We start from the raw sequence: 21618 nt of genomic DNA on the forward strand, positions 1-21618 counted from the left end.
ATCCGGCCGGCCATGATGGCCCGCCCTCCCTGATCGCCGACACATGTTTTTCATCAGGACCTGCGCGAACCCGTTGGAGGCGGGGGCCGCCTTCCCGTGTGCGCAAGTCATGTTCATTTCTTCAGGGCATCTATTCTGCCAGCGCGCAGTGCACGGGCCGTGCATCCAGCAGCTGCACGCAGACCTGCGGGTCCAGCTGCACCAGAAAGCCCCGGCGCCCGCCGTTGATGGCGATGCGCGGCAGCGCCAGGATGCTCTCTTCGATATAGACCGGCATGTCGCGGCGCGTGCCGAAGGGCGAGGTGCCGCCGACCAGGTAGCCGCTGTGGCGGTTGGCGACTTCGGGCTTGCAGGGCTCCACGCTCTTGGCGCCGATCTGCCGCGCCAGGTTCTTGGTGGAGACCTTGCAGTCGCCGTGCATGAGCACGATCAGCGGCCTGGCGTCCTGGTCCTGCATCACCAGGGTCTTGACCACCATGTGCTCGTCCAGGCCCAGGCTGGCCGCGCTGTGCTCGGTGCCGCCGTGTTCCAGGTACTCATAGGGATGCTCGGTGAACTCCACCTTGTGGGCGCGCAGCAGCTGCGTGGCCGGTGTCTCGCTGACATGAGAGTTTTTCTTGGACATGAATTTTTTATCGTTTTACAATAATTTTTTATCGATTCATCAATACAAGGCTGTGCCATGAACTATACGCCCCACGCCGCGGGCAACGCCCTGAGGCGCCACTCCCAGGCGGCGCGCATCCTGATTGCGCTCGGTGCCGTCGCGCTGCTGGCCCTGCCGGCAGCCGCCCTGCTGTCGCCGCAAGATCTTTCGGGCCAGGCGGAAGGCCTGCTGGGCATGCCGCCCGGCCAGCCGCTGGACATGGCTGCGCGCTGGCGCACCGCACTGGTCAGCCTGCTGCCCGTGGGCTGCGGCCTGTATGCGCTGCGCCAGTTGTGGACACTGTTCGGCGAGTATCTGCAGGGCCGTGTCTTCGGCCAGCAGGCGCAGCACGCCCTGATGCGCTTTGCCTGGACGGTGCTGGCGGGCGCGCTGGCCCTGCCCTTCACGCGCGCGCTGATGTCGGTGGCGGCCAGCATGGGCAATCCGCCAGGGCAGCGCTTCGTCACGCTGGGCCTGTACTGGCACGATGGCCTGCTGGTCCTGCTCGGCGTGGTGCTGGTCTCCATCGCCCATGTGATGCTGCAGGCGCGGCGCATCGCCGACGAGAACGCGGGATTCGTCTGAGCATGCCCATCATCGTCCACCTCGATGTGATGCTGGCACGCCGCAAGATGCGCTCGCGCGAACTGGCCGAGATGGTCGGCATCACCGAACAGAATATTTCCCTGCTCAAGAGCGGCAAGGTGCGCGGCGTGCGCTTCGACACGCTGGAGCGCATCTGCGAGGCGCTCCAGTGCCAGCCCGGCGACCTGCTGGAATGGGTGGCAGGGCCCGAGGCTTGAGCAGCGGACGCCTGCGGCTGATCGCGGGCCTGCTGCTGTCGCTGCTGCTGCATGGGGTGCTGCTGTGGCAAGGTCTGGCCCCGGACATTGCGCGGCCCGGCACCGGGCAGGCCGAGGCGCACCGCCTTCAGGTGGTCTGGGTCGAGACGCCGACTTCGACGCCGACGCCGGCCCCCTCTCCTGCTCCAGCGGCTGCCCGGCCCGCACCGGCGCCCGCGTCCGCGTCCAAGCCTGCGCGGCGGCCGGACACCGCCGCCGTCGCACCGCCTTCAAGGCAAGGCGCAGGGGCTGCAAAGGCCATGGAGCAGGCCGCAACAGCCGCCGCGCCGCAAGCGCCTGTGCCCGCCGACACCGAAGCCGCCCCGGACACGGCGCGCAGCGCCAGGGCCATGGGCCGCCTGCTGGACTCGGCCGCAGGCCGCGAGGCCGTGCAGTCGGCGGCCCGGCAAGGCCTGGTCAGGCCCCAGATCCATGCGCAGCGCGAGGACCCGCTGGCCAGCGGCATGCGCGAGGCCGCGCAGGGCGACTGCATGAAGGGCGAGTTCAAGGGCGGCGGCATGGGCCTGCTGAGCCTGCCCATGCTGGCGGCCGCTGCGCTCAAGGGCGAGTGCAGCCGCTGAAGGCGCAGGACCGAGGCCTATTGCTCAGGGCCGAGGCCTATTGCGCAGGGTCGCGCGCTTCCCAGCGGATGGCGTCGATGGCCGACAGCAGTTCAGGCGACAGTTGCGTGCCCCAGGCGTTCAGGTCCTCATCGAGCTGGGCCACCGAGGTCACACCGATGATGGTGCTGGCCACCTGCCACTTGGTGTAGCAAAACGCCAGCGCCAGCTGCGTGGGCGTCATGCCGTGCTCGCGCGCCAGCGCGTTGTAGCGGCGCGCGGCGGCCAGGGCTTCGGGCCGGCCCCAGCGCTGCTTGCGCACCGATTCGTAGCGCGCAATGCGTGCGGCCTGCGGCGCAGCGGGATCGGTGGGCGCATGCACGTCGAACTTGCCCGTGAGCAGGCCGAAGGCCAGCGGCGAATAGGCCAGCAGCGAGACACCCAGGCGGTGGCAGCTTTCGTCCATGCCGTTTTCCCAGCTGCGGTTGAGCAGGCAGTAGGCGTTCTGCACCGAGGCCACGCGCGGCAGGCCGTGCTGCTCGGCCAGGCGCACGAATTCGTGCACGCCCCAGGGCGTTTCGTTGGACAGGCCGATGTGGCGCACCTTGCCTTCCCGGACCAGGCGGCCCAGCGCCTCGAGCTGCTCGTGGATGCCGGTCTGCGAGCTTTCCCTGGACGGGTCGTAGTACAGCTGGCCGAAGGCCGGCACGTTGCGCTCGGGCCAGTGGATCTGGTAGAGGTCGATCACGTCCGTGCCCAGGCGGCGCAGGCTGCCTTCGCAGGAGGCGGCGATGTCGGCCGCCGTCATGCCCTTGCCCTCGCGCACCCAGGGCATGCCCCGCGAAGGACCGGCCACCTTGGTGGCCAGCACCACCTTGGCACGCGCGCCGGGGCGCTGGGCGAACCAGCGGCCGATGATGGTCTCGGTGGCGCCGCAGGTTTCGGCGCGTGCGGGCACGGCATACATCTCGGCCGTGTCGAAGAAGTCCACGCCGCGCTCCAGCGCGCGGTCCATGATGGCAAAGGCCTCGGCCTCGCCGACCTGCTCGCCGAACGTCATGGTGCCCAGGCAGATGGGGCTGACTTGCAATGCGCTTTGACCGAGCGCCACCGGTTGCATCGAGGAGGAATTCATGGGCACCGAGTGTAGGGCCGCCCGTGTTTACCCTGACGACAGCGCGCCCACCCGGCCAGGGCCGGGCGGGCGCGCTGCGCCTGTCGGGATCAGGCGCCCTGCGGTGCCTCGGCCTGCAGCACGCCGCGGTTGATCTGGTCGCGCTCCATGGACTCGAACAGGGCCTTGAAATTGCCTTCGCCAAAGCCTTCGCGGTAGTTGCCCTTGCGCTCGATGAACTCGAAGAACACGGGGCCCAGCATGGGCTGGGAGAAGATCTGCAGCAGCAGGCGCGGCTGGCCGCCCTCGGTCGTGCCGTCCAGCAGGATGCCGCGTGCCTGCAGCTCGCCCACGGGCTGGCCGTGGCCGGGCAGGCGGCCTTCCAGGTTCTGGTAGTAGATGTCGTTGGGTGCGGTCAGCAGCGGAATGCCGGCCATCTGCAGCTGGTCGATGGAGTCCAGCAGGTTGTCCGTCAGCAGCGCGATGTGCTGGATGCCCTCGCCGTTGAACTGCATGAGGAACTCCTCGATCTGGCCGCCGCCCTGGCGCGATTCCTCGTTCAGCGGAATGCGGATCAGGCCGTCGGGCGCGGTCATGGCCTTGGAGGCCAGGCCCGTGTACTCGCCCGAGATGTCGAAGTAGCGGATCTCGCGGAAATTGAACAGCTTGCTGTAGAAGTCCGCCCAGTAGGTCATGCGGCCGCGGTAGACGTTGTGCGTCAGATGGTCCACCACATGGAAGCCGTGGCCCTTGGGGTTGCGGTCCACGCCGGGCAGGAACTCGAAGTCGATGTCGTAGATGGACTTGCCTTCGTCGAAGCGGTCGATCAGGTACAGCGGCGCGCCGCCGATGCCCTTGATGGCCGGCAGGCGCAGCTCCATGGGACCCGTGGGGATCTCCACCGGCTGGGCGCCCAGTTCCAGCGCGCGCTTGTAGGCCTGGTGCGCGTCCTTGACGCGGAAGGCCAGGCCGCAGGCCGAGGCGCCATGCTCGGCCGCGAAATAGGCGGCCTGCCCCGGCTCATTGTTGATGATGAAGTTGATGCCTCCCTGGCGGTACAGCAGCACGTTCTTGGAACGGTGCTTGGCCACCAGGGTGAAGCCCAGCTTCTCGAACAGCGGCTCCAGCACGCCGGGCGCGGGCGATGCGAATTCCACGAATTCGAAGCCCATCAGGCCCATCGGGTTGTCGAACAGGTCTGCCATGGTTGGTTCTCCTTGAAGGTTTCAACGGGGGATGTGCGCGGGTTCCAGTACGGATTCCAGCACAGGCGTGGGACGTTGGCGGAACACGAGGCGATAGGCCCCGTAGACCACCAGGACCCAGATCGGAATGGCCAGCGCGGAGGACCGCACCGACGGTGTCAGCAGCATCACGCCCACCACCAGGGCCATGGCGGCCAGGCAGATGGCGTTGGTCAGCGGCGCGGCCGGTGCGGGAAAGCCCAGCACGGTCTTGCGCGCCACATGCGCCCGGCGAAAGCGCCAGTGCGCCACGATGATGATGGTCCAGGTGATCACCAGGGCCGCCACGATCAGCGACATCAGCAACTCCAGCACACCGGCTGGCGCCACATAGTTCAGCACGATGGCCAGCGCCGTGAAGATGGCCGGATAGACGATGGCCCGCACCGGCACGCCGCGGCGGTTGACCTGCATCAGCGAGCGCGGCGCATTGCCTTCGCTGGCCATGCCGTACAGCAGGCGGCTGTTGCTGTAGACCATGCTGTTGTAGACCGACAGCGTGGCCGTGAGGATCACGAAGTTCAGCAGGTGGGCGGCAGTGTTCTCGCCCAGGCCCGAGAACACCAGCACGAAGGGGCTGCTGCTGTAGGTGTCGCCGCCGGCCTTGAGCTGGCCCAGCAGATCGGTCCAGGGCATCAGCGACATCAGCACGGCCATGGAGCCGATGTAGAACACCAGCACGCGGTAGATCAGCTGGTTCACGGCCTTGGGGATGACGGTGCGCGGCTGGTCGGTCTCGGCCGCCGCGAAGCCCAGCATCTCCACGCCGCCGAAGGCGAACATGATGAAGGCGAAGGCCATGACCAGGCCGGACAGGCCGTTGGGGAAGAAGCCTCCGTGCGTCCACAGGTTGCGCACGGTCTGCTCGGGCCGGTCGGCGTTGGCCAGCAGATACACGCCCGCAGCGATCATGGCCAGCACGGCCGCGATCTTGATCAGCGCGAACCAGAACTCGAACTCGCCATAGGCCTTGACGTTGATGAAGTTCACGCCGTTGATCAGCACGAAGAACACCGCCGCCGTCACCCAGGTGGGTATGCCGGGCCACCAGAACTGGATGAACTTGCCTGCGGCCGTCAGCTCCAGCATGCCCACGAGCACATACAGCGCCACACAGTTCCAGCCCGCCAGAAAGCCCGCGAAGCGGCCCAGGTAGCGGTTGGCGAAATAGCTGAACGAGCCCGCGTTGGGCTCCTCGACCAGCATCTCGCCCAGGAAACGCATGATGAAAAAGATGATCAGCCCGCCAATGGCGTAGCCGAGCAGCACGGACGGGCCGGCCAGCTCGATGATGCCGGCCGAGCCCAGGAACAGGCCCGTGCCGATGGTGCCTCCCAGCGCGATGAGCTGGATATGGCGGTTCTTGAGCCTGCGCTCCAGATGGCCTTGCGAAGAAGAACTGTGCATCAAGGGGGTGCTCCGGCTCTCAGCAAGGCGCGCGGCGGCGCAGGGGTTGGAACACTTCGGTGGTCTTCACGGCAATGTCTCCTCGTGGGATGCCTGTTGGAATGCGGGGCCTTGTGCGCCCCTTGTTGATGGGTATCAACTATAAAAAACAATAAATTATTATTTCTTGTAATTTATCCCTATGGACAAGCCCAAGAAGAAGGAGTAGCAAAGGCGATCGACGCATTGCCGCCCGCCATGCCGCACTCCGGCAACGGTTGAACGCCCGCAACAAACAAAAACAATCTACTATTATTTTTTTGCCCTCTGGAGCCCAGAACATGACGACGTCCGCCACGCAGCGGCGCGCACGCACGCCGCAGACCGAGCGTGTGGAGACAACGCAACGCAAGATCATCGACTCCGCCCTGGCGCTGCTGCGCGAGGGCGGCTTCAAGAGCGCCACGCTGCAGGCCATCGCGCGCGGCGCCGATGTGTCGCTGGGCGCGCTGCAGCACCACTTCGAGAGCCGCGATGCGCTGATGGAGCGGCTGGTCATCGAGGTCATGGAGCCGCTGAGCGACCAGGGCACGGTCTGGCCCGACAAGGCCCTGCCCCTGCGCGAACGCGCCGAGGCCTTCGTCACCCTGGCCTGGGACAACATCTTCGGCGCGGCCAACTACCAGGCGGCCTGGAGCATGTTCTTCGGCTGCAAGGCCTCCCCCTCGCTGTTCGACCGCGTGGACGCGCGCCGGGTACATGTGGACAGCGTGTTCTACGCCCGCTTCCTGGACGTCTTCCCCGAGATCGCGGCCCACCATCCCCGCCCCCAGGGCTTTGCGGCCATGGCCTTCGCCATCCTGCGCGGCACCGGCGTGCTGGAGCTGTTCGAGGTGGGCGAGCAGGAACGCCAGGGCAGCCTCGATGCGCTGGTCGAGGCCATCGTCCAGGCAGGCACCCCTCAGGCCGGCGGCGGCGCCGCCGCCTGAACCTCGGTCAGCCCCCAGACCCTGCGCAGCTGCGACAGCGTGGCCACCAGGGCCGGGTCGTGCTCGGTCTCGCGCGGGTGGATGAAGCCCAGCTGCGCCGACACGCGCGCATGCGGCCAGATGGCCACGCAGCCATGCTCGGCAGCGGCCAGGGCGCGGTCCTCGCGCAGCAGCGCCAGGCCCAGGCCGGCGCGCACCAGGCTCTCGGGCGCGGCGGCGGCATCGCTTTCCACGATCTGATTGGGGCTCAGACCCTGGCGGGCGAACAGCGCCAGCAGCAGGGCCTGCTCATGGTGCTGCGCTGGCGCGCCGATCCAGGGCAGTTGCGCCAGGTCCTTCCAGCCCGATTGCAGGATGCGCTCGCGCAGCGCGGGTGGCGCCGCCACGCGGTAGTGCAGCGTTTGCAGCACCAGCGCGCCCAGGTCGCGCGGCATGTGGGCGCCGATGTAGAACGCGCCCTGCAGGCCGCCGGCCGCGACCTGCGCGCGCAACTCCTCGGCCCAGCCCTGGCGTGTCTTGATGTCCAGCAGCGGCAGCGCCTCCACCAGGCCGTGCAGCAGCGAGCCCAGGCGCAGCGCCTCGGGGTCGGCCACCGTGCCCAGCAGCAGCTGGCCGGTGATCTCGCCCTGCAGCTCGCGGGCCTGGCCCTGCAGCCGACCCGCCGCATCCAGCACCTGCCGGGCGGGCTCCATCAGGGCCTCGCCGGCCCGCGTGAGGCTGATGCGGCCCGGGCGCCGGTCGAACAGCGCCACGCCCAGCTCTTCCTCCAGCGCCTTGATCTGGGCCGTGATGGCGGGCTGGGTCAGGTGCAGGGCCTCGGCCGTGCGCGTGACGCTGCCCAGCGTGGCCGCCGTGACGTAGGCGCGCAGCTGATACATCTCCATGGGCGGCCAGCCTAGCGCAGGCGCCAGGGCCTGCGGCCCGGGCAGGCCCGGGTTTCAGGGAACATCCCTAGCCGTCTCATCATTCACTCGTCGAGGTAGCGCAGCTGCGTGGGCTCGATGCCCAGGCGCACCGGCATGCCCATGGGGAACATGGCAATGCCTGCGTAATGCGCCTGGTCGGCGACCACGGCCACCTCGCCCACGCGCACGCGGTAGCGCGAGAACTCGCCCAGGAACTCGGCGCTTTCGATCTGCCCTTCCACCCACACGCGCGAGGCATCGCCCGCATCGTCGCGCACCGCGATCTGCACCTGGTGCGGACGGAAGGCCAGCGCCGCACGCCCCGGCGCGGGCGGCTGGGCCGGGCGCGGCAGGGTCAGCGTGCCCAGGCCCGGCACCTTGAAGGCCAGCGACTCGCCTGCCGTCGGCAGCACCTCGCCCTCCAGCACATTGGCCGTGCCGACAAAGCCCGCCACGAAGCGGTTGGCCGGATAGTCGTACAGCCCCGCCGCCGAGCCCACCTGCTGCAGCACACCCTTGTCGAGCACGGCCATGCGGTCGGCCGTGGTCATGGCCTCCTCCTGGTCGTGGGTGACGAAGATGGTGGTCAGGCCCAGCTTGCGCTGCAGGCTGCGCAGCTCCTCGCGCATCTGCACGCGCAGCTGCTTGTCGAGGTTGGACAGCGGCTCGTCCAGCAGCAGCAGCTTGGGCGCGATCACCACGGTGCGCGCCAGCGCCACGCGCTGCTGCTGCCCGCCCGACAGCTGGCCCGGGCGGCGCTGCGCGTACTGCGACAGGCCCACCAGCTCCAGCACCTCGCCCACCTTGCGGCGGATGGTGTCGCGGCTTTCGCGGCGCTCGACCAGGCCGAAGGCCACGTTGTCGTACACCGTCATGTGCGGCCACAGCGCATAGTTCTGGAACACCATGCCGATGTTGCGCGCATGCGGCGGCACGCCCGTGATGTCCTGCCCGCCCACCAGCAGCTCGCCGCGCTGGTGCCGGTTGAAACCCGCGATCAGCCGCAGCAGCGTGGACTTCCCCGAGCCCGAAGGCCCCAGCAGCGCGAAGAACTCGCCGGGCTCGATCTTGAGGTTGACGTCGCGCAGCACTTCGTTGCTGCCGTAGCTCAGGCTGATGTGCCTGCATTCGAGGGAGACAGGGTCCAGGTGCATGGCGTTTCACTCCGAAGTCGATTGCACGGTGGCGCGCGAGCGCTCCACGAAGCGGTGCGAGAAATACGTGCCCAGCCCGACCACGACCACGGCCAGCACGCCCAATGCCGCACCGGGCCCGCGCCCCGAAATGCTTTGCATGTACAGGTAGATGCCGTAGCTCATGGGCGCCTGGCTCTGGGCCGAGGCCAGCATGATGGTGGCCGACAGTTCCACGGCCGCCGTGATGAAGCTGGTGACGAAGCCGGCCAGGATGCCGCCGGCCATCAGCGGCACCATCACGCGCCGTATCACGCTGGTGCGGCCCGCGCCCAGGCTTTGCGCGGCCTCCTCCAGCGAGATGTGCACCTGCTGCAGCGCCGCCATGCACGAGCGCAGCGCATACGGCAGCCGCCGCACCGCATAGGCCAGCATGATCAGCACCCAGGTCGTGACGATGGGCGTATCGGTGAAGGGCAGGTTCACGCCCTTGAACAGGCGCAGGTAGCCGATGGCCAGCACCAGCCCCGGAATCGCCAGCGCCACCGAGGCCAGATAGTCCAGCCACTGCCGGGCAGGCAGCCGCGTGCGCAGGATCAGGTAGGCGATGGCGGTGCCGATCACCACGTCGATGCCCGCCGCCATCAGGCAGTACAGCAGCGTGTTGCCGATCATGTAGCCCGAGTCGGTGAACACCGTGGCGTAGTGCTCCAGCGTGTAGCTGTCGGGCAGCACCGAGAAGCTCCAGACCTTGGAGAACGACATCAGCAAGATGCCGATGTGCGGCGCCAGCACCACCAGCAGCACCAGGGCGATCCAGCCATAGGCCAGCAGCGCCTCCCAGGCCGACAGCCGGCGCTTTTGCAGCGCGCTGCCGCCCTTTTGCAGCGTGGCGTAGTCCTTGCCCTTCATCACCCGCGCGGCCAGCCACAGGGCGACGATGGAGAACGCGATCATGATCACGCTGATCACATAGCCCAGCGGATCATCGAGCCCCACCGAGGTGATGCGCAGATAGGCCTGGGGCGCCAGCATATTGGTCACGCCCATCACCAGCGGCGTACCCAGGTCGTCGAACACCTTGACGAACACCAGGGCCGCGCCCGCCAGGTAGCCGGGCATGGCCAGCGGAAAGATCACGCGCCGAAACAGCCGGAAACCGCGCGAGCCCAGGTTCAGCGCCGACTCCTCCATGGCCCCGTCGATGTTGCGCATGGCCGCCACGAGATTGAGCAAGATGAACGGGAAGTAGTGGATGCTCTCCACGAAGATCACGCCCGTCAGCCCCTCCATGATGGGCACGGTGAAGCCGAACCAGTCGTCCAGCAGCAGGTTGACCGAGCCGCTGCGCCCGAAGATCAGCTGCAGCGCCACCGCCCCCACGAAGGGCGGCATGATCAGCGGCAGCACGCCCAGCGTCTGTATCAGCAGCGCGCCCCGGAACTCGAAGCGCACCGTCAGGTAGGCCAGTGGCACGGCGATCAGGCTGGCGAAGAACACGCTGGCCAGGGACACGCCCAGGCTGTTGAAGAACGACTCGCGGAAGACGGTCTGGCCGAAGAAATTGCCGAAGTGCCCCAGCGTGAGCCCGCCGCCTTCATTGATGAAGGCGGTGTAGACCACCATGCCCACGGGCACGATGAGAAAGGCCAGCAAAAAGGCCAGGATCAGCGCGAAGGCCAGCCACGGACCCCAGCCCGACGGAATGCGCCGCGCGCGCGCAGCAAGGGGGGCGGCGGCGGGCGCCGCCATGGAATCGATGCTCATGCGAATGCTCCGCAGCGAAAGAGGCTGCCAAGGGGAGTGCATGCAGGCGCCCGGTGCCGGGCGCCCGCGCCGCTTACCGCGCTTACCGGGCCAGGCCGCGCGCCTCGGCCGCCAGCTTGGCCGCGCGCTCGTAGTTGGCACGCGCCTTGTCGGCCCACATCTGCTCCAGGCCCGTCAGCTCCTTGGACACGGCCACATCGCGCCGGCTCTTGCGGAACAGCTCCAGGAACTGCTCGTCCTTCACATTGGCTTCGCCCACCAGCGGCGAGTAGGCGATGTCGCGCGCCTGCGCGAGCAGCTCCTGGCCCCTGGCATTGGGCTTGGCCTGCAGGGCCTTTTGCGCCTCCTGGATGGCGCGCGTGGCGGCCTGCAGCTCCTTGAGGCGGAAGGTCACCATCTGGTCGAACAGGCTGATCACCACGGCATAGCGCGATTCGGACAGGTTGGCGTCGAACTGCACCTTGGCGCGTTGCGCCACCTCCTGCGGCACGGGGTAGCCGGCCGGCGCCTTGAGCTGGCTGTAGGGCAGGATGGGCAGGCGGCTGATCTTGGGGTCGAACAGCAGCTGTTGGCCCGGCACCGACATGGTGAAGGCCATGAACTTGCGTGCCTCATCGGCATTCTTGGCGCCCGCGATCAGCGCGATGTTGGCAGGCACCACGGCCGTCATCGCCGGGTAGGCGAAGTCCACCGGAAAGCCCGAATACTTGCCCGCCAGCCCGAAGAAATCGATCACGATGCCTATGCCGTACTGGCCGTTGTTCACGCCATCGGGCACGGCAAAGCTGCGGTCGGTCACGGCGGCGGCATTGCCCATCATGGACAGCAGCTGGCGCCAGCCCTTGTCCCAGCCCTCGCCCTGCAGGATGGTCTCCACCGTCAACTGCGTGGTGCCCGAGCGCGAGGGCGAGGAGATGGCGATGTGGCCGAAGTACTCGGGCCGCGTCAGATCGCTCCACTCCTTGGGCGCCGCCAGCTTGTGCGCCTTCAGGTAGCGCGTGTTCCACATGATTCCGTAGCCGGCCAGCGCCTGGCCGTAGTACAGGCCCTGCGGGTCGTTGAGCGGGTAGTTGCCGATCTTGGCGGGCGCGGCCGGATTGCGTGTCTCGGGCGCGGCGGTCAGCAGCTTGTTGCGCGCCAGCACCTCGAAGGCATCGGGGGCGCTGGCCCACATGATGTCGGGCCGCTGGCCCTCGGGCAGCTCGCGCACATAGGCCACGGCGGCCGTGGTGTTCTTGTTCAGGATCTCTATCCTGATCCCCGGATTGGCCGCCTCGAAGGCCTTCTGGTAGGCCGTGGTCAGCTCCTTGGGAAACGAGGTCAGCACCGTCACCGTGCCGGCCTGGGCCGCCATGGCGGCGCCCCACAATCCTGCGGCCATGGCGGCCGTCAGCCATCTGCGTTGCTGCATCGCTGTCTCCTTCGGGTTGTTGTGCGGTCAATCTGCAACCCACTGTAGGCAGCGCCGGCCCGGCCGGCCAATCATTGTTTCTGATGCCGTGCATCAGCGGCGGCGCGGGCCGGGTTAACCCGCCGCATGACTCCCGGCGCAGGATGTCCTTGCTCTGCCTGCGGGATATTGACGGAAAGCGATTAATAATTACTATCATTTTCATTTGTCGCGTCAAAGAAATTCATGACCATGCACGCGCCCCCTGACAACCGCCACCAGAAGGAGCCTTACGCCATGGCCATCGCATCCCCACGCCGCCGCGTCTTCGCCTACTCCCCCATCGTGCTGGCCATGCTCTCGGCCCAAGCCAGCCTGGCCCAGACGAAGACCCAGGCTCCGAGCCCCGCGCCCACCCTGCCCGAAGTGCAGGTGACCGGCCCCGCCGAAAGCCCTTATCGGCAGGGCGCCAGTTCCTCCCTCAAGGCCACGTCCTCGCTGCTGGACACGGCACAGACCGTGCAAGTCATTCCCCGGGAGCTGCTCACCGAGCAAGGTGCACGCAACCTCACGGAAGCGTTGAGCAACACCCCCGGCATCACCTTCAACGCGGGCGAGAACGGCTTTTCCACCAGCACCAACAGCTTCAGCCTGCGCGGCTTCGACACCAGCGGCAATATCTTCGTCGATGGCTTTCGCGACTCGGGCACCTACGCTCGCGACACCTTCAACCTGGAGCGCGTGGAAGTCATCAAGGGCCCCTCGGCGGACAACGGCCGCGGCGGGGCCGGCGGCTACGTGAACCTGCAGTCCAAGTCGCCCGCGCTGGACAACTTCGTGGGCGGCACCCTCGGCTACGGCTTCGACAACGACGACTCCGGTGACCGCCGCCGGGCCACGGCCGACATCAACCGCCGGATCGGCGAGCGCAATGCCGCATGGCGCCTGAACCTGCTGGCCGAAGACAGCGGCATCGCGGGGCGGCAATACGCCAACGTCAGGAATTTCGGCTTTGCGCCATCGGTCGCCTTCGGGCTGGGAGAGCCCACCACCGTCACCCTGTCCTACCAGCACCTGCGCCAGGACAGCCGGCCCGACTGGGGCGTGCCGGCCGCCATGGTCAAGGGCATGATGCGCTACGACCCCGTCTCGGCCACGGCCGGCCGCTCCAACTTCTACGGCCTGCTGTCCGACTATGACGACAGCACCTCGAATGCCCTGCTGGCGCGCGTGGAGCACCGCATCTCGCCCACGCTGCGCATCAGCAACCACACGCGCTGGGCGCGCACCGAGCGCGAGGCACTGTTCACCGTGCCCACGGCCTATGCGGCCGCCACGGCCACCGTGACCACGCAGCGCCAGGCCTACCAGCGCGAGAACACATCGGTGGGCAACCTGACCAACCTGAGCGCCGACTTCACGGCCGCAGGCCTGCAGCACCGCGCGGCGGCGGGGCTGGAGCTGACCCGCGAGACCTCCTCGGCCAACCGCTATCCCACCAATGGCGTGCTGGGCAATGCGGGCACCACCGACCTGTTCAACCCCGATCCGCGGCGGCCGCTGGCCGGCTTCGTGGGGCCCGTGGCCTCGCAGATCGCCGATGTCACCATCCAGACCGTGGCGCTGTATGCCTACGACACCGTGGAGTTCTCGCCGCAGTGGCAGATGACCGGCGGTGTGCGCCTGGAGCGCTACCGGACCCGGCTGGACAGCCGCACGGCCGCCGGCGCGCCGCAGGGCCCCGATGGCTATGAGCGCAGCGAAACCACCTTCGGCGGCAAGCTCGGCGTCATCTACAAGCCCGTGGCCCAGGCCAGCATCTATGCCTCCTATGGCCAGTCGGCCCTGCCCCCCGGCTCCTTCCTGTCGGGCTCGGACATCTCGCGCGAGGGCGACAACGCCTTCCCCGGGTGGACAGGGCAGAACCACCGCAACTCCAAGGCCCAGCGCTCCACCCACTACGAGGTCGGCGCCAAATGGGACCTGCGCGACCATCGCCTGTCCACGGGGGCGGCCCTGTTCCGCACCGAGCGCAGCCGCATCGCCATGGGCCCGGCCGCCGCCGAGCCCGTGGGCTACGGCCGGCAGATCGTGCAGGGTCTGGAATTGAGCATTGCCGGCGCCGTGACCTCGGCCTGGTCGGTGTTCGGCGGGCTGACCTTCCTGGACAGCGAAAGGCGGCACAACGCCGCCATCGACGCCGCACTGAAGGGCGACTACGCCAATGGCGTGAGCAGCACCAACGGCGACGAACTGGCCTTCACCCCCAAAGTGGCCGCCAGCCTGTGGTCCACCTACAAGCTGCCCATGGGCCTGACCCTGGGCGCGGGCTTGCGGCACACGGGCAAGTCCTGGGTCGGCCGCCCCGACACGGCCGACCGCGTGATTCCCAATGGCCAGGCCGGACGCCTGCCCGGCTACACCGTGGTCAACCTGATGGCGGCCTATCCCGTATCGCCCCAGCTGACGCTGCGCCTGAACATCGACAACGTGGGCGACAAGCTCTACGCCAACTCCACCAACTGGGCCGGCTCCCGGGTCACCCTGGGCGCGCCGCGCACCTTCCTGGTCAGTGCGGACATGCGGTTCTGAGCACGGCCATGCCCCCGAGGACAGCCCGGCTGCGGCTGCTCCCCTGGGGCGTCAAATGATGCCGATGCGCAACCTCCAGTACCACGTACGCGAATGGGGTCCGCATCTCGGTACGCATGGTTCATGCGGCTTCATGACCTTGGCGCGCACGCCGAAGGCCTGCCGTCCCGCCAACGCGCGGCAGCCCCGCAAGGGCACGGCTGGCCAGCATCCGGCTGCGCCAGGCGCTCAACAGGCCTGCGCCTTCCTCAGCAACGGGCTCATCCCGATGAGCCCGAGCACCGGACCCGGCAGCAAAAGCCAGGACACGCGCAGATCCAGGGCATCGGCCAGCGATGTCGCTGCGGCGATGGCGACCACGGTAACGGCGAATCCCGCCGAGTTCAGCAAGGCCAGCGCGGACCCCACGGCCTGGGGCGGGCAGCTGGCGGAGGCCATGGCGGAAAACTGGGGCGAATCGGCCACCACGGTGGCGCCCCACAGCAGCATGAACGCGAGCAGCGGTGCCTGGCCCGCGGACCGGGCAATCCAGGGAAAGCACAGACAGCACAGGCCGGACACCGCCAGGGCGACCGCCGCGGTGGCGGGGCTACCCCACCTGCGGCTGAGGACCCCGCCCGCCAGGCAACCCACGGTGCCTGCGGCGACGATGAAAAAGGACATGCCGGCCACCGGCAAAGGACCACCCGACGCCAGGCCCGTGCGCAAGACCAGCAGCGGCACCAGGGTCCAGAACGCGTACAGCTCCCACATGTGCCCCAGATAGCCCAGCGACGCGGACCGGAAGTCCGCCGACCGCAGCGCCGCCAGCGCGTTCGCCATCCTGAACGCGGGCTTGGAACGACCCGCAGCAAGGTGCGGCCCGTCCCCCAGAAGAAAGACCATTGCGGCAGCCACCAGGGACAGCAGCGAGGAAGTGCCCACCACGTACTGCCAGGGCCAGCCGACGCCCAGGGCGCGCAGCGCATGCGGCAGTGCCGTCCCCAGCGTGAGCATGCCGACCAGCAAGGCCAGCGAAGCCCCGGCCCGCTGCGGATTCCAGGACACGATGAGCTTCATGCCCAACGGATAGATCCCCGCCAGCGATATACCGACGAGACAGCGCAAGGCGGCGCCACTGGTCACATCCCGTGCCAGCCAGGCAAAGGCGCCGTTGAGCAAGGCTCCCGCCACCGCACAAGCGGCGAAGATCCTGCTGGCGGCAAAACGGTCGGCCAGGCCGCTGAGCGACAGGAACAGCGTCCCCAGGATGAAGCCCAGCTGTACCGCCCCCGTCAGCCAGCCGATGTCGGTCGACGTCGCATGCCAGGAGCGCGCCAGGTCGTCAGCGGCGCCGTTGGCGCTGAACCACAGAGAGGTGCCCAGCAGTTGCGCCAGGGCGACCACGCCGACGGGGCCGCGAGCCGCCGTTGCAGGCCCGCCGTTTCGTTCAGCCACATATGTCATGAGCCTTCCTGGTTCAAGGCTGCATCCAGGCCTTCCCGGTATGTCTCGCGTGCACACAGCGTAGCGACGACACTGATCGCACCCAGGCCCAGCAGGTATAGGGCGATACCCCAGGTCTTGCCGCCCTGGGCGGCCAGCAGCGCCGTGGCGATCATGGGCGCCAGGCCACCCGACAGGACGGCACCGATGGCATAGCCGATGTTGGCGCCGCTCAGGCGGACCTGGGTTCCGAAAAGCTCGGAGAAATAGACCGCCTGCGGGCCATACATGGCATCGTGCAGCACGTTCAGGCCGACGACCATGCCCACGGTGATCAGCAGCACGCTGCCGGTCTCGGCCAGAGCGAAGAACGGCAGCACGAAGGCCATGGAGGCGATGTTGCCGAACAGATAGACCTTCTTGCGGCCGATCAGATCCGACAGCCAGGACCACAGGGGGATCGTGGCCAGGCCGATCACCGAGGAGATGAGCACGGCGTTCAGGCCCACCGAGCGCGGCATGTGCAACACACCCACGATGTAGCTCAGCATGAAGACGCTGTAGATGTAGAAGACGGCGTTCTGCAGCATCTTCATGCCGATGGTGACGAGCAGCACGCGCCGGTGGCGCCTGAGCAGGTCTGCGGCCGGACTTTGGGCCTGCTGCCCGGTCTGCTTCAACTTCTCGAAGACGGGTGACTCCTGCACGCCCAGACGAATGAACATGCCGATGCCGATCATGACGATGCTCGCCAGAAACGGAATGCGCCAGCCCCATGCAAGAAGGTCCGCCTCGGAAAGGCTGGCCGAGGTGATGGCAAAGACCCCCGTGGACAGCAGCAGCCCCAGCGGCACGCCCATCTGGGGAAAGCTGCCATACAGGCCCCGGCGGTTTGCGGGTGCATGCTCGACCGCCATCACCACGGCGGAGCCCCACTCGCCGCCCACGGCAAAACCCTGCACCAGGCGCAGCACGCACAGCAGCACGGCCGCCCAGATCCCGGCCGTGCCGTAGGTGGGCAGCAGCCCGATGAGCACCGTGCTGCCGCCCATCATCAGCAGGGATATCACCAGCATGGCCTTGCGGCCGACCCGGTCCCCGTAGTGGCCGAACACGGCCGCGCCCACCGGCCGGGCCGCAAAGCCCACGGCATAGGTGGCAAAGGCCGCAATCGTTCCTGCCAGGGGGTCCATGCCCGGAAAGAAGAGCTTCGGGAACAGCAGGGCCGCGTAGGTCCCGTAGATGAAATAGTCGTACCACTCCACCGCGGTGCCGATGAGGCTTGCCGCGGCGACCTTGCGATGCTGGCCGTGTTGCGAGGTGGCGCTTGCCTGGACGCCGCGAACCGCACCGGCGCTGGTTGCCTGTGTCATGGATCTCACTCCCGTTGCTTGTCAGGATCGTTGGGGCAAAGCCATCCCCTGGCAGGCCGCCGGCCCGCCCTGGATGCGCTTGCGAAATGGAGAAGTGGCCGCCTTGAGGGCCTTCGCGCGGACCTCTACGTGCCGCCCTTGAGCGCGACGGTGAAGGTGGTCGCCGTGCCGCTCAGGCAGACCTCGCCCTTGTGGTTGCTGACCGATACCTCGACCTTGCAGATCGGCTTGTCTTCGCGCACGCTTTTGATCTCCAGCCGCGCAGTGACCGTATCGCCGACATACACCGCCTTGGAGAAGCTCAGCTCCATGCCGAGGAACACGGAGCCGGGGCCCGGAAGATCCTGCGCGACCAGGGCATTGAGCAGGCCCGAAGTGACGCCGCCCTGCACGATGAGGCCGCCGAACGGGGATGCGCGGGCCAATGCTTCGTCGAAGTGCAATGGATTGCGGTCTCCGCTGATCTCGGTGAACAACTCGATGTCACGCCGGCTCATCGTCTTGTCACGGGTGGCGGCATCGCCCACCCTGGGCATGCCATTGAGGGTGTTCGTCCAGGCTGTTTGCGCATTCGGCATGGCGGATCCTTTCCAGGGGGTGGAGTCTGCGGACGGCAAGGCAGTGGCCTTCACGACCGCCGTTGACGGGCGGGTTCGAACATGGGCAGGGTGAACTGTCCGATCCGGACAAAGCGCACCTGAACAGGCGTGCCGATATCGGGCACCTCATGCGCCGGGCATACCAGGGTGCTCAGCATCGAAGGGCCTTCCTCCAGCCGGACGATGGCCAGGACATAGGGGGCCGCGGCCTTCCAGGCGTCATGCCCAGGCCGGTGCACGATGCAAAAGCTCTCCAGCCTCGCGTTGCCGCGCGCATCGGACCAGGCCAGCCGTGCGCCCCAGCAATGGGGGCAATGCCCCCGGGGATAGAAGACCCAGGCACCGCAGTCCCCGCACTTTTGCATTACCAGGCGCCCGGCTGCATTGCCTTCCCAGAACGGCCGCGAGATCTGCGTGGGAATGGGGGCGGGAGCGTTGAGACGCTCGAACTGCTCGATGGGGTTCATGCGTCGGCTCCCAGTACCAGCGCCACGGCTTCGCTGACGGTGGCGCCATTGCCCGTGACCAAGGCCAGTTCGGCGTTGCGGATCTGGCGCCTGCCTGCCGTATGGCGCAGCTGGCGCACGGCTTCCACCACATGCGTCATTCCGCCCGCCAGGTCGGGCTGGCCGAATCCCAGCTGGCCGCCATGGGTGTTCAGCGGCTTGTCGCCGTCAAAGCCCAGGCGGTGGTCGGCCAGCCAGTACCCGAAGTGCCCCGGGGCGCACAGCCCGGCATCCTCGATCGTCAGAGCGACCATGATGGTGTAGCAGTCGTACAGGGACAGCAGGCTCATCTGCTCCACGCCCACGCCCGCCTGTGCCAGCGCCTGGGCCATGGCGGGCTTGAGCGGTCCGCTGGTCAGGCTGGGCGCCTGGCTGATGGCCCGGTGCGTGAGTTTTTCGCCGGCGCCCAGCAGATGCACGGGCCGGTGGCCCAGCGCACGTGCGCGTTCGGGGCTGACGACGACGACGGCCTCGCCACCGGCCACGGGCATGACGATTTCGTACAGGTGCAGCGGTGCGGCAATGAGGGGCGACGCCAGCACGTCCTGCACGCTGGCCGGCTGGCCGTGGAAGATCGCGTCCTCGTTGAACTGCGCGTTGTGCCGCGCCCACGCGGCAATCGCGGCAAACTGCTCGGGCGTGCTGCCGTACTGGGACATATGCCTTTGCATGGGCAGCGCATACGAGATGTTGGCGCCCGATGCGCCGAAGGGCACATCGAACTCGCGGATCGGGTTGCGGTTCGGGGAGCGGGGAACATCCGCTTCGCGCGTATTGGCCAGGACGCAAAGGACCGCTTCGCACATGCCCGTGGCAATGGCCGCCGCCGCACGCCACACCATGCCAGGCCCCGAGGCCCCTCCCAGGTCCACCACATTGGCCATCTTCGGTTGAAGGCCCAGGTACTCCGCCACCGTGGCAGGAACATGCTGGGGCGTCTCCCCCACCTGGGGGCCGACCAGCAGCCCGTCAATGGCCTCCTTGTCCAGCCCGGCGTCCGCCACGGCCAGCCGCGCCACCTGAGCGATCAGGTCCAGGGTCGTCGCACCCTGGGTCCTTCGGACCGGCCTGAGTTCGCCGATGCCGGCGATGGCTCCCCATGAGCGCCTGTTCATACGGCCTCCCGCTGCATCAGCTCGGCGTACTGCGCCAGAGACTCGGGATTGATCAGCGAGCCCTGGTTCCTGACGGGCTGTCCAGACACCATCGCCCTGGCCGCGCCTTCGACACGCTTTCCGTTGAGCGTGTACGGAATCGCCGTCACCTGGAAGATCCGGCGTGGCACATGGCGGGGAGATGCCTGCAAGCGAATGTCCGAAAGAATGCGCCTTTGCAGGGCATCATCGAGCGCGATGCCCGCCTTCATCACGACGCACAGGATGATCTCCTCATCGCCATCGACAGGGCGGCCGAAGACCAGCGCGTCCTCGATCTCGGGCCGCGCCTCGACCACTCGGTAGATCTCGGCCGTACCGATGCGCACGCCGCCGGGCTTGAGCGTGGTGTCGGTACGCCCGTAGATGACCAGGGAGCCGCGCACGGTCTGCTCCGCCAGGTCGCCATGGGTCCAGATGTCCGGCCGCTCCTTGAAATAGGCGGCGTAGTACCGGGCATCACCATCGTCTCCCCAGAAGGTCAGGGGGGCGCTGGGAAACGGCTGCGTGCACACCAGGTCGCCTTTGCGCCCCACGACGCTGGCGCCACGGCCATCGACCACATCGACCGCATGGCCCAGCGCCTTGCAGGTGATTTCGCCCCGCCGGACAGGATGCAGGGGCGAGCCCAGCACCAGACAACCCATGATTTCCGTGCCGCCCGAGATGGAGGCGAAGAGCATGTCCTTCTTGACTGCGCGGTACAGCCAGTCGAACTGCTCAGGCTGCACGGGAGCGCCTGCGGACAGCACACTGCGCAGCGCGCCCAGGTCATGCCGATGACCCGGCTCGTAGTCGGCCGCCGCAAGCGCGGCGAGATAGCGCGGACTGGTCCCGAAATGCGTGATGCCGGCCTGCTGCGCCATGCGCCAGAGGTTGCCCGGATCATCGCCCTGCGGCCTTTTGACGATGGCAGCGCCCTCATAAAGCACCACGGCAGCCTGGCTGGCCAGTCCCGAGATGAGCCAGTGATACATCATCCAGGCCGTGTTGGTGTACCAGCTCATCACATCGCCAGGCTGCACATCGCAGTGCAGCAGGTGCTCCTTGCGATGCTGCAGCAGGGTACCGCCAGCCGAATGCACGATGGCCTTGGGCAGCCCTGTGGTGCCTGAAGTGAACATCACATACAAGGGATGGGCGAAGGGCAGCTTCTCAAAGTCGACCTTTCCGGACTGCGCCAGGTTGACGTCCCGCCATGACCAGACCTTCACCCCCTGGCTGCACGGAATCCGCCCCGGGTCACCCAGCACCACCAGGTGCTCCAGGCCATGCAATCCCTGGAGCACCTGCCCCAGCCTGTCGGCCATCTCGAAACGCTGGCCGTTGTAGACGTAGCTGTCCGCCGCGAACAGCACCTTGGGATGCACCTGCCCGATGCGGTCCACGATGCCCGGTGCGCCGAAGTCCGGGGAGCACGACACCCATACGGCCCCCAGGGAAGCCGCCGCGAGCAGGGCGACCAGGGCCTCCAGGTGGTTGGGAAGAATGCCGCCGACCACGTCGCCAGGACCGACCCCCAGCGCGCGCAGTCCCTGCTGCAGCATCGAGACATGCGCGCGCAGCTGCCCCATGGTCAGCTCGCGCTGCAGGCCCGACTCATCGAACTCGATCACGGCCAGACGCCCATCGTCGCCGCACAGCAGGTTCTCCGCGAAATTGAGCCGTGCCTGCGGATACCAGCGGGCCCCGAACATCTCTCCATCGCCACGCCGCACCAGTGCGGTGTCACCCCGTTCGCCCACCACGGAGCCGAACTCCCAGACTGCGTTCCAGAACCCGTCCAGGTCGCTGATGGACCAGCGGTGCAGTTCGTCATACCTTGAGGGATCGAATCCATATCGCCGGGCGAACCGGGCCAGATGGGATGTCTCCAGGGACTCCTCGCCAGGACTCCACAACAAGTTGTCTTCGCAGGACTGCATGGCTTGACCCTCTTCTTCAAAGTATCGACCGATCGGTACAATATCAAGACACAAAAGGACTTCTTCCC

Annotated in this window: 19 protein-coding genes; 5 read left to right on the top strand and 14 right to left on the bottom strand. The window is 67.6% G+C overall.

From position 1 onward, the window contains the following. Positions 1 to 130: 130 nt before the first annotated feature. The gene (ybaK, locus tag A9976_RS27935) at positions 131 to 625 is read right to left on the bottom strand and encodes a Cys-tRNA(Pro) deacylase (RefSeq protein ID WP_012206589.1); all 495 of its coding nucleotides are present in this window, start codon (positions 623 to 625) and stop codon (positions 131 to 133) included. 57 nt (positions 626 to 682) lie between these two features. Between ybaK and A9976_RS27940 the strand changes: the two genes are divergently transcribed. The 3 genes from A9976_RS27940 to A9976_RS27950 are packed head-to-tail and all read left to right on the top strand — an operon-like array spanning position 683 to position 2069. Then, positions 683 to 1231, top strand: a complete 549-nt coding sequence (locus tag A9976_RS27940; protein ID WP_013801571.1) for a DUF2975 domain-containing protein — start codon at positions 683 to 685, stop codon at positions 1229 to 1231. A 2-nt stretch (positions 1232 to 1233) separates the two neighbouring features. Further along, complete coding sequence (locus tag A9976_RS27945) at positions 1234 to 1449, top strand: helix-turn-helix transcriptional regulator (RefSeq protein ID WP_013801570.1); 216 nt, start codon at positions 1234 to 1236, stop codon at positions 1447 to 1449. Next, positions 1446 to 2069 carry a hypothetical protein gene (locus tag A9976_RS27950; protein WP_183021667.1) on the top strand — a complete coding sequence of 208 codons (624 nt, stop codon included), beginning with the start codon at positions 1446 to 1448 and terminating at the stop codon, positions 2067 to 2069. The genes A9976_RS27945 and A9976_RS27950 overlap by 4 nt, the downstream gene beginning before the upstream one ends. Positions 2070 to 2106: 37 nt before the next feature. Here A9976_RS27950 and A9976_RS27955 read toward each other — a convergent pair whose 3' ends face one another. From A9976_RS27955 to A9976_RS27965, 3 genes are all read right to left on the bottom strand, one after another. Then, positions 2107 to 3168, bottom strand: a complete 1062-nt coding sequence (locus A9976_RS27955) for an aldo/keto reductase (protein WP_183021744.1) — start codon at positions 3166 to 3168, stop codon at positions 2107 to 2109. Positions 3169 to 3272: 104 nt separating this feature from the next. Then, positions 3273 to 4367, bottom strand: a complete 1095-nt coding sequence (gene hppD, locus A9976_RS27960) for a 4-hydroxyphenylpyruvate dioxygenase (protein WP_063325866.1) — start codon at positions 4365 to 4367, stop codon at positions 3273 to 3275. A 21-nt stretch (positions 4368 to 4388) separates the two neighbouring features. Continuing rightward, positions 4389 to 5813: an amino acid permease gene (locus tag A9976_RS27965; protein WP_065348041.1), complete on the bottom strand. Its 1425-nt coding sequence runs from the start codon at positions 5811 to 5813 to the stop codon at positions 4389 to 4391. A 320-nt stretch (positions 5814 to 6133) separates the two neighbouring features. Here A9976_RS27965 and A9976_RS27970 point away from each other — a divergent pair, with 320 nt between their 5' ends. After that, positions 6134 to 6781: a TetR/AcrR family transcriptional regulator gene (locus tag A9976_RS27970; RefSeq protein ID WP_183021668.1), complete on the top strand. Its 648-nt coding sequence runs from the start codon at positions 6134 to 6136 to the stop codon at positions 6779 to 6781. Here the strand turns inward: A9976_RS27970 and A9976_RS27975 are convergent. From A9976_RS27975 to A9976_RS27990, 4 genes are all read right to left on the bottom strand, one after another. Beyond that, on the bottom strand, positions 6754 to 7665 hold the full coding sequence (locus A9976_RS27975; protein ID WP_183021669.1) for a LysR family transcriptional regulator: 912 nt from the start codon (positions 7663 to 7665) through the stop codon (positions 6754 to 6756). The two genes, A9976_RS27970 and A9976_RS27975, sit on opposite strands and share 28 nt — an antisense overlap. Positions 7666 to 7748: 83 nt before the next feature. Then, on the bottom strand, positions 7749 to 8840 hold the full coding sequence (locus tag A9976_RS27980; RefSeq protein ID WP_380109332.1) for an ABC transporter ATP-binding protein: 1092 nt from the start codon (positions 8838 to 8840) through the stop codon (positions 7749 to 7751). 6 nt (positions 8841 to 8846) lie between these two features. Next, positions 8847 to 10586: an iron ABC transporter permease gene (locus A9976_RS27985; RefSeq protein WP_183021670.1), complete on the bottom strand. Its 1740-nt coding sequence runs from the start codon at positions 10584 to 10586 to the stop codon at positions 8847 to 8849. 82 nt (positions 10587 to 10668) lie between these two features. Beyond that, positions 10669 to 11997: an ABC transporter substrate-binding protein gene (locus tag A9976_RS27990; RefSeq protein WP_183021671.1), complete on the bottom strand. Its 1329-nt coding sequence runs from the start codon at positions 11995 to 11997 to the stop codon at positions 10669 to 10671. Between the two features lie 231 nt (positions 11998 to 12228). Here A9976_RS27990 and A9976_RS27995 point away from each other — a divergent pair, with 231 nt between their 5' ends. After that, positions 12229 to 14568, top strand: coding sequence for a TonB-dependent siderophore receptor (locus A9976_RS27995; protein WP_220808931.1), 2340 nt, complete (start codon positions 12229 to 12231; stop codon positions 14566 to 14568). Between the two features lie 228 nt (positions 14569 to 14796). Here A9976_RS27995 and A9976_RS28000 read toward each other — a convergent pair whose 3' ends face one another. The 6 genes from A9976_RS28000 to A9976_RS28025 form a co-directional block, all read right to left on the bottom strand. Then, the gene (locus tag A9976_RS28000; RefSeq protein WP_183021672.1) at positions 14797 to 16014 is read right to left on the bottom strand and encodes an MFS transporter; all 1218 of its coding nucleotides are present in this window, start codon (positions 16012 to 16014) and stop codon (positions 14797 to 14799) included. Next, complete coding sequence (locus A9976_RS28005; protein WP_183021673.1) at positions 16011 to 17366, bottom strand: MFS transporter; 1356 nt, start codon at positions 17364 to 17366, stop codon at positions 16011 to 16013. Before A9976_RS28005 ends, A9976_RS28000 begins: the two co-directional genes overlap by 4 nt. A gap of 125 nt (positions 17367 to 17491) precedes the next feature. Next, on the bottom strand, positions 17492 to 17944 hold the full coding sequence (locus tag A9976_RS28010; protein ID WP_183021674.1) for a MaoC family dehydratase: 453 nt from the start codon (positions 17942 to 17944) through the stop codon (positions 17492 to 17494). 50 nt (positions 17945 to 17994) lie between these two features. Continuing rightward, complete coding sequence (locus tag A9976_RS28015) at positions 17995 to 18432, bottom strand: Zn-ribbon domain-containing OB-fold protein (protein WP_183021675.1); 438 nt, start codon at positions 18430 to 18432, stop codon at positions 17995 to 17997. After that, positions 18429 to 19586 carry a thiolase family protein gene (locus tag A9976_RS28020; RefSeq protein WP_183021676.1) on the bottom strand — a complete coding sequence of 386 codons (1158 nt, stop codon included), beginning with the start codon at positions 19584 to 19586 and terminating at the stop codon, positions 18429 to 18431. Before A9976_RS28020 ends, A9976_RS28015 begins: the two co-directional genes overlap by 4 nt. Beyond that, on the bottom strand, positions 19583 to 21550 hold the full coding sequence (locus A9976_RS28025; protein WP_183021677.1) for an acetoacetate--CoA ligase: 1968 nt from the start codon (positions 21548 to 21550) through the stop codon (positions 19583 to 19585). Before A9976_RS28025 ends, A9976_RS28020 begins: the two co-directional genes overlap by 4 nt. Between the last annotated feature and the right edge of the window lie 68 nt (positions 21551 to 21618).

The sequence above is a fragment of the Delftia sp. UME58 genome (genome assembly GCF_014170385.1).
GTDB lineage: Bacteria > Pseudomonadota > Gammaproteobacteria > Burkholderiales > Burkholderiaceae_C > Comamonas > Comamonas acidovorans.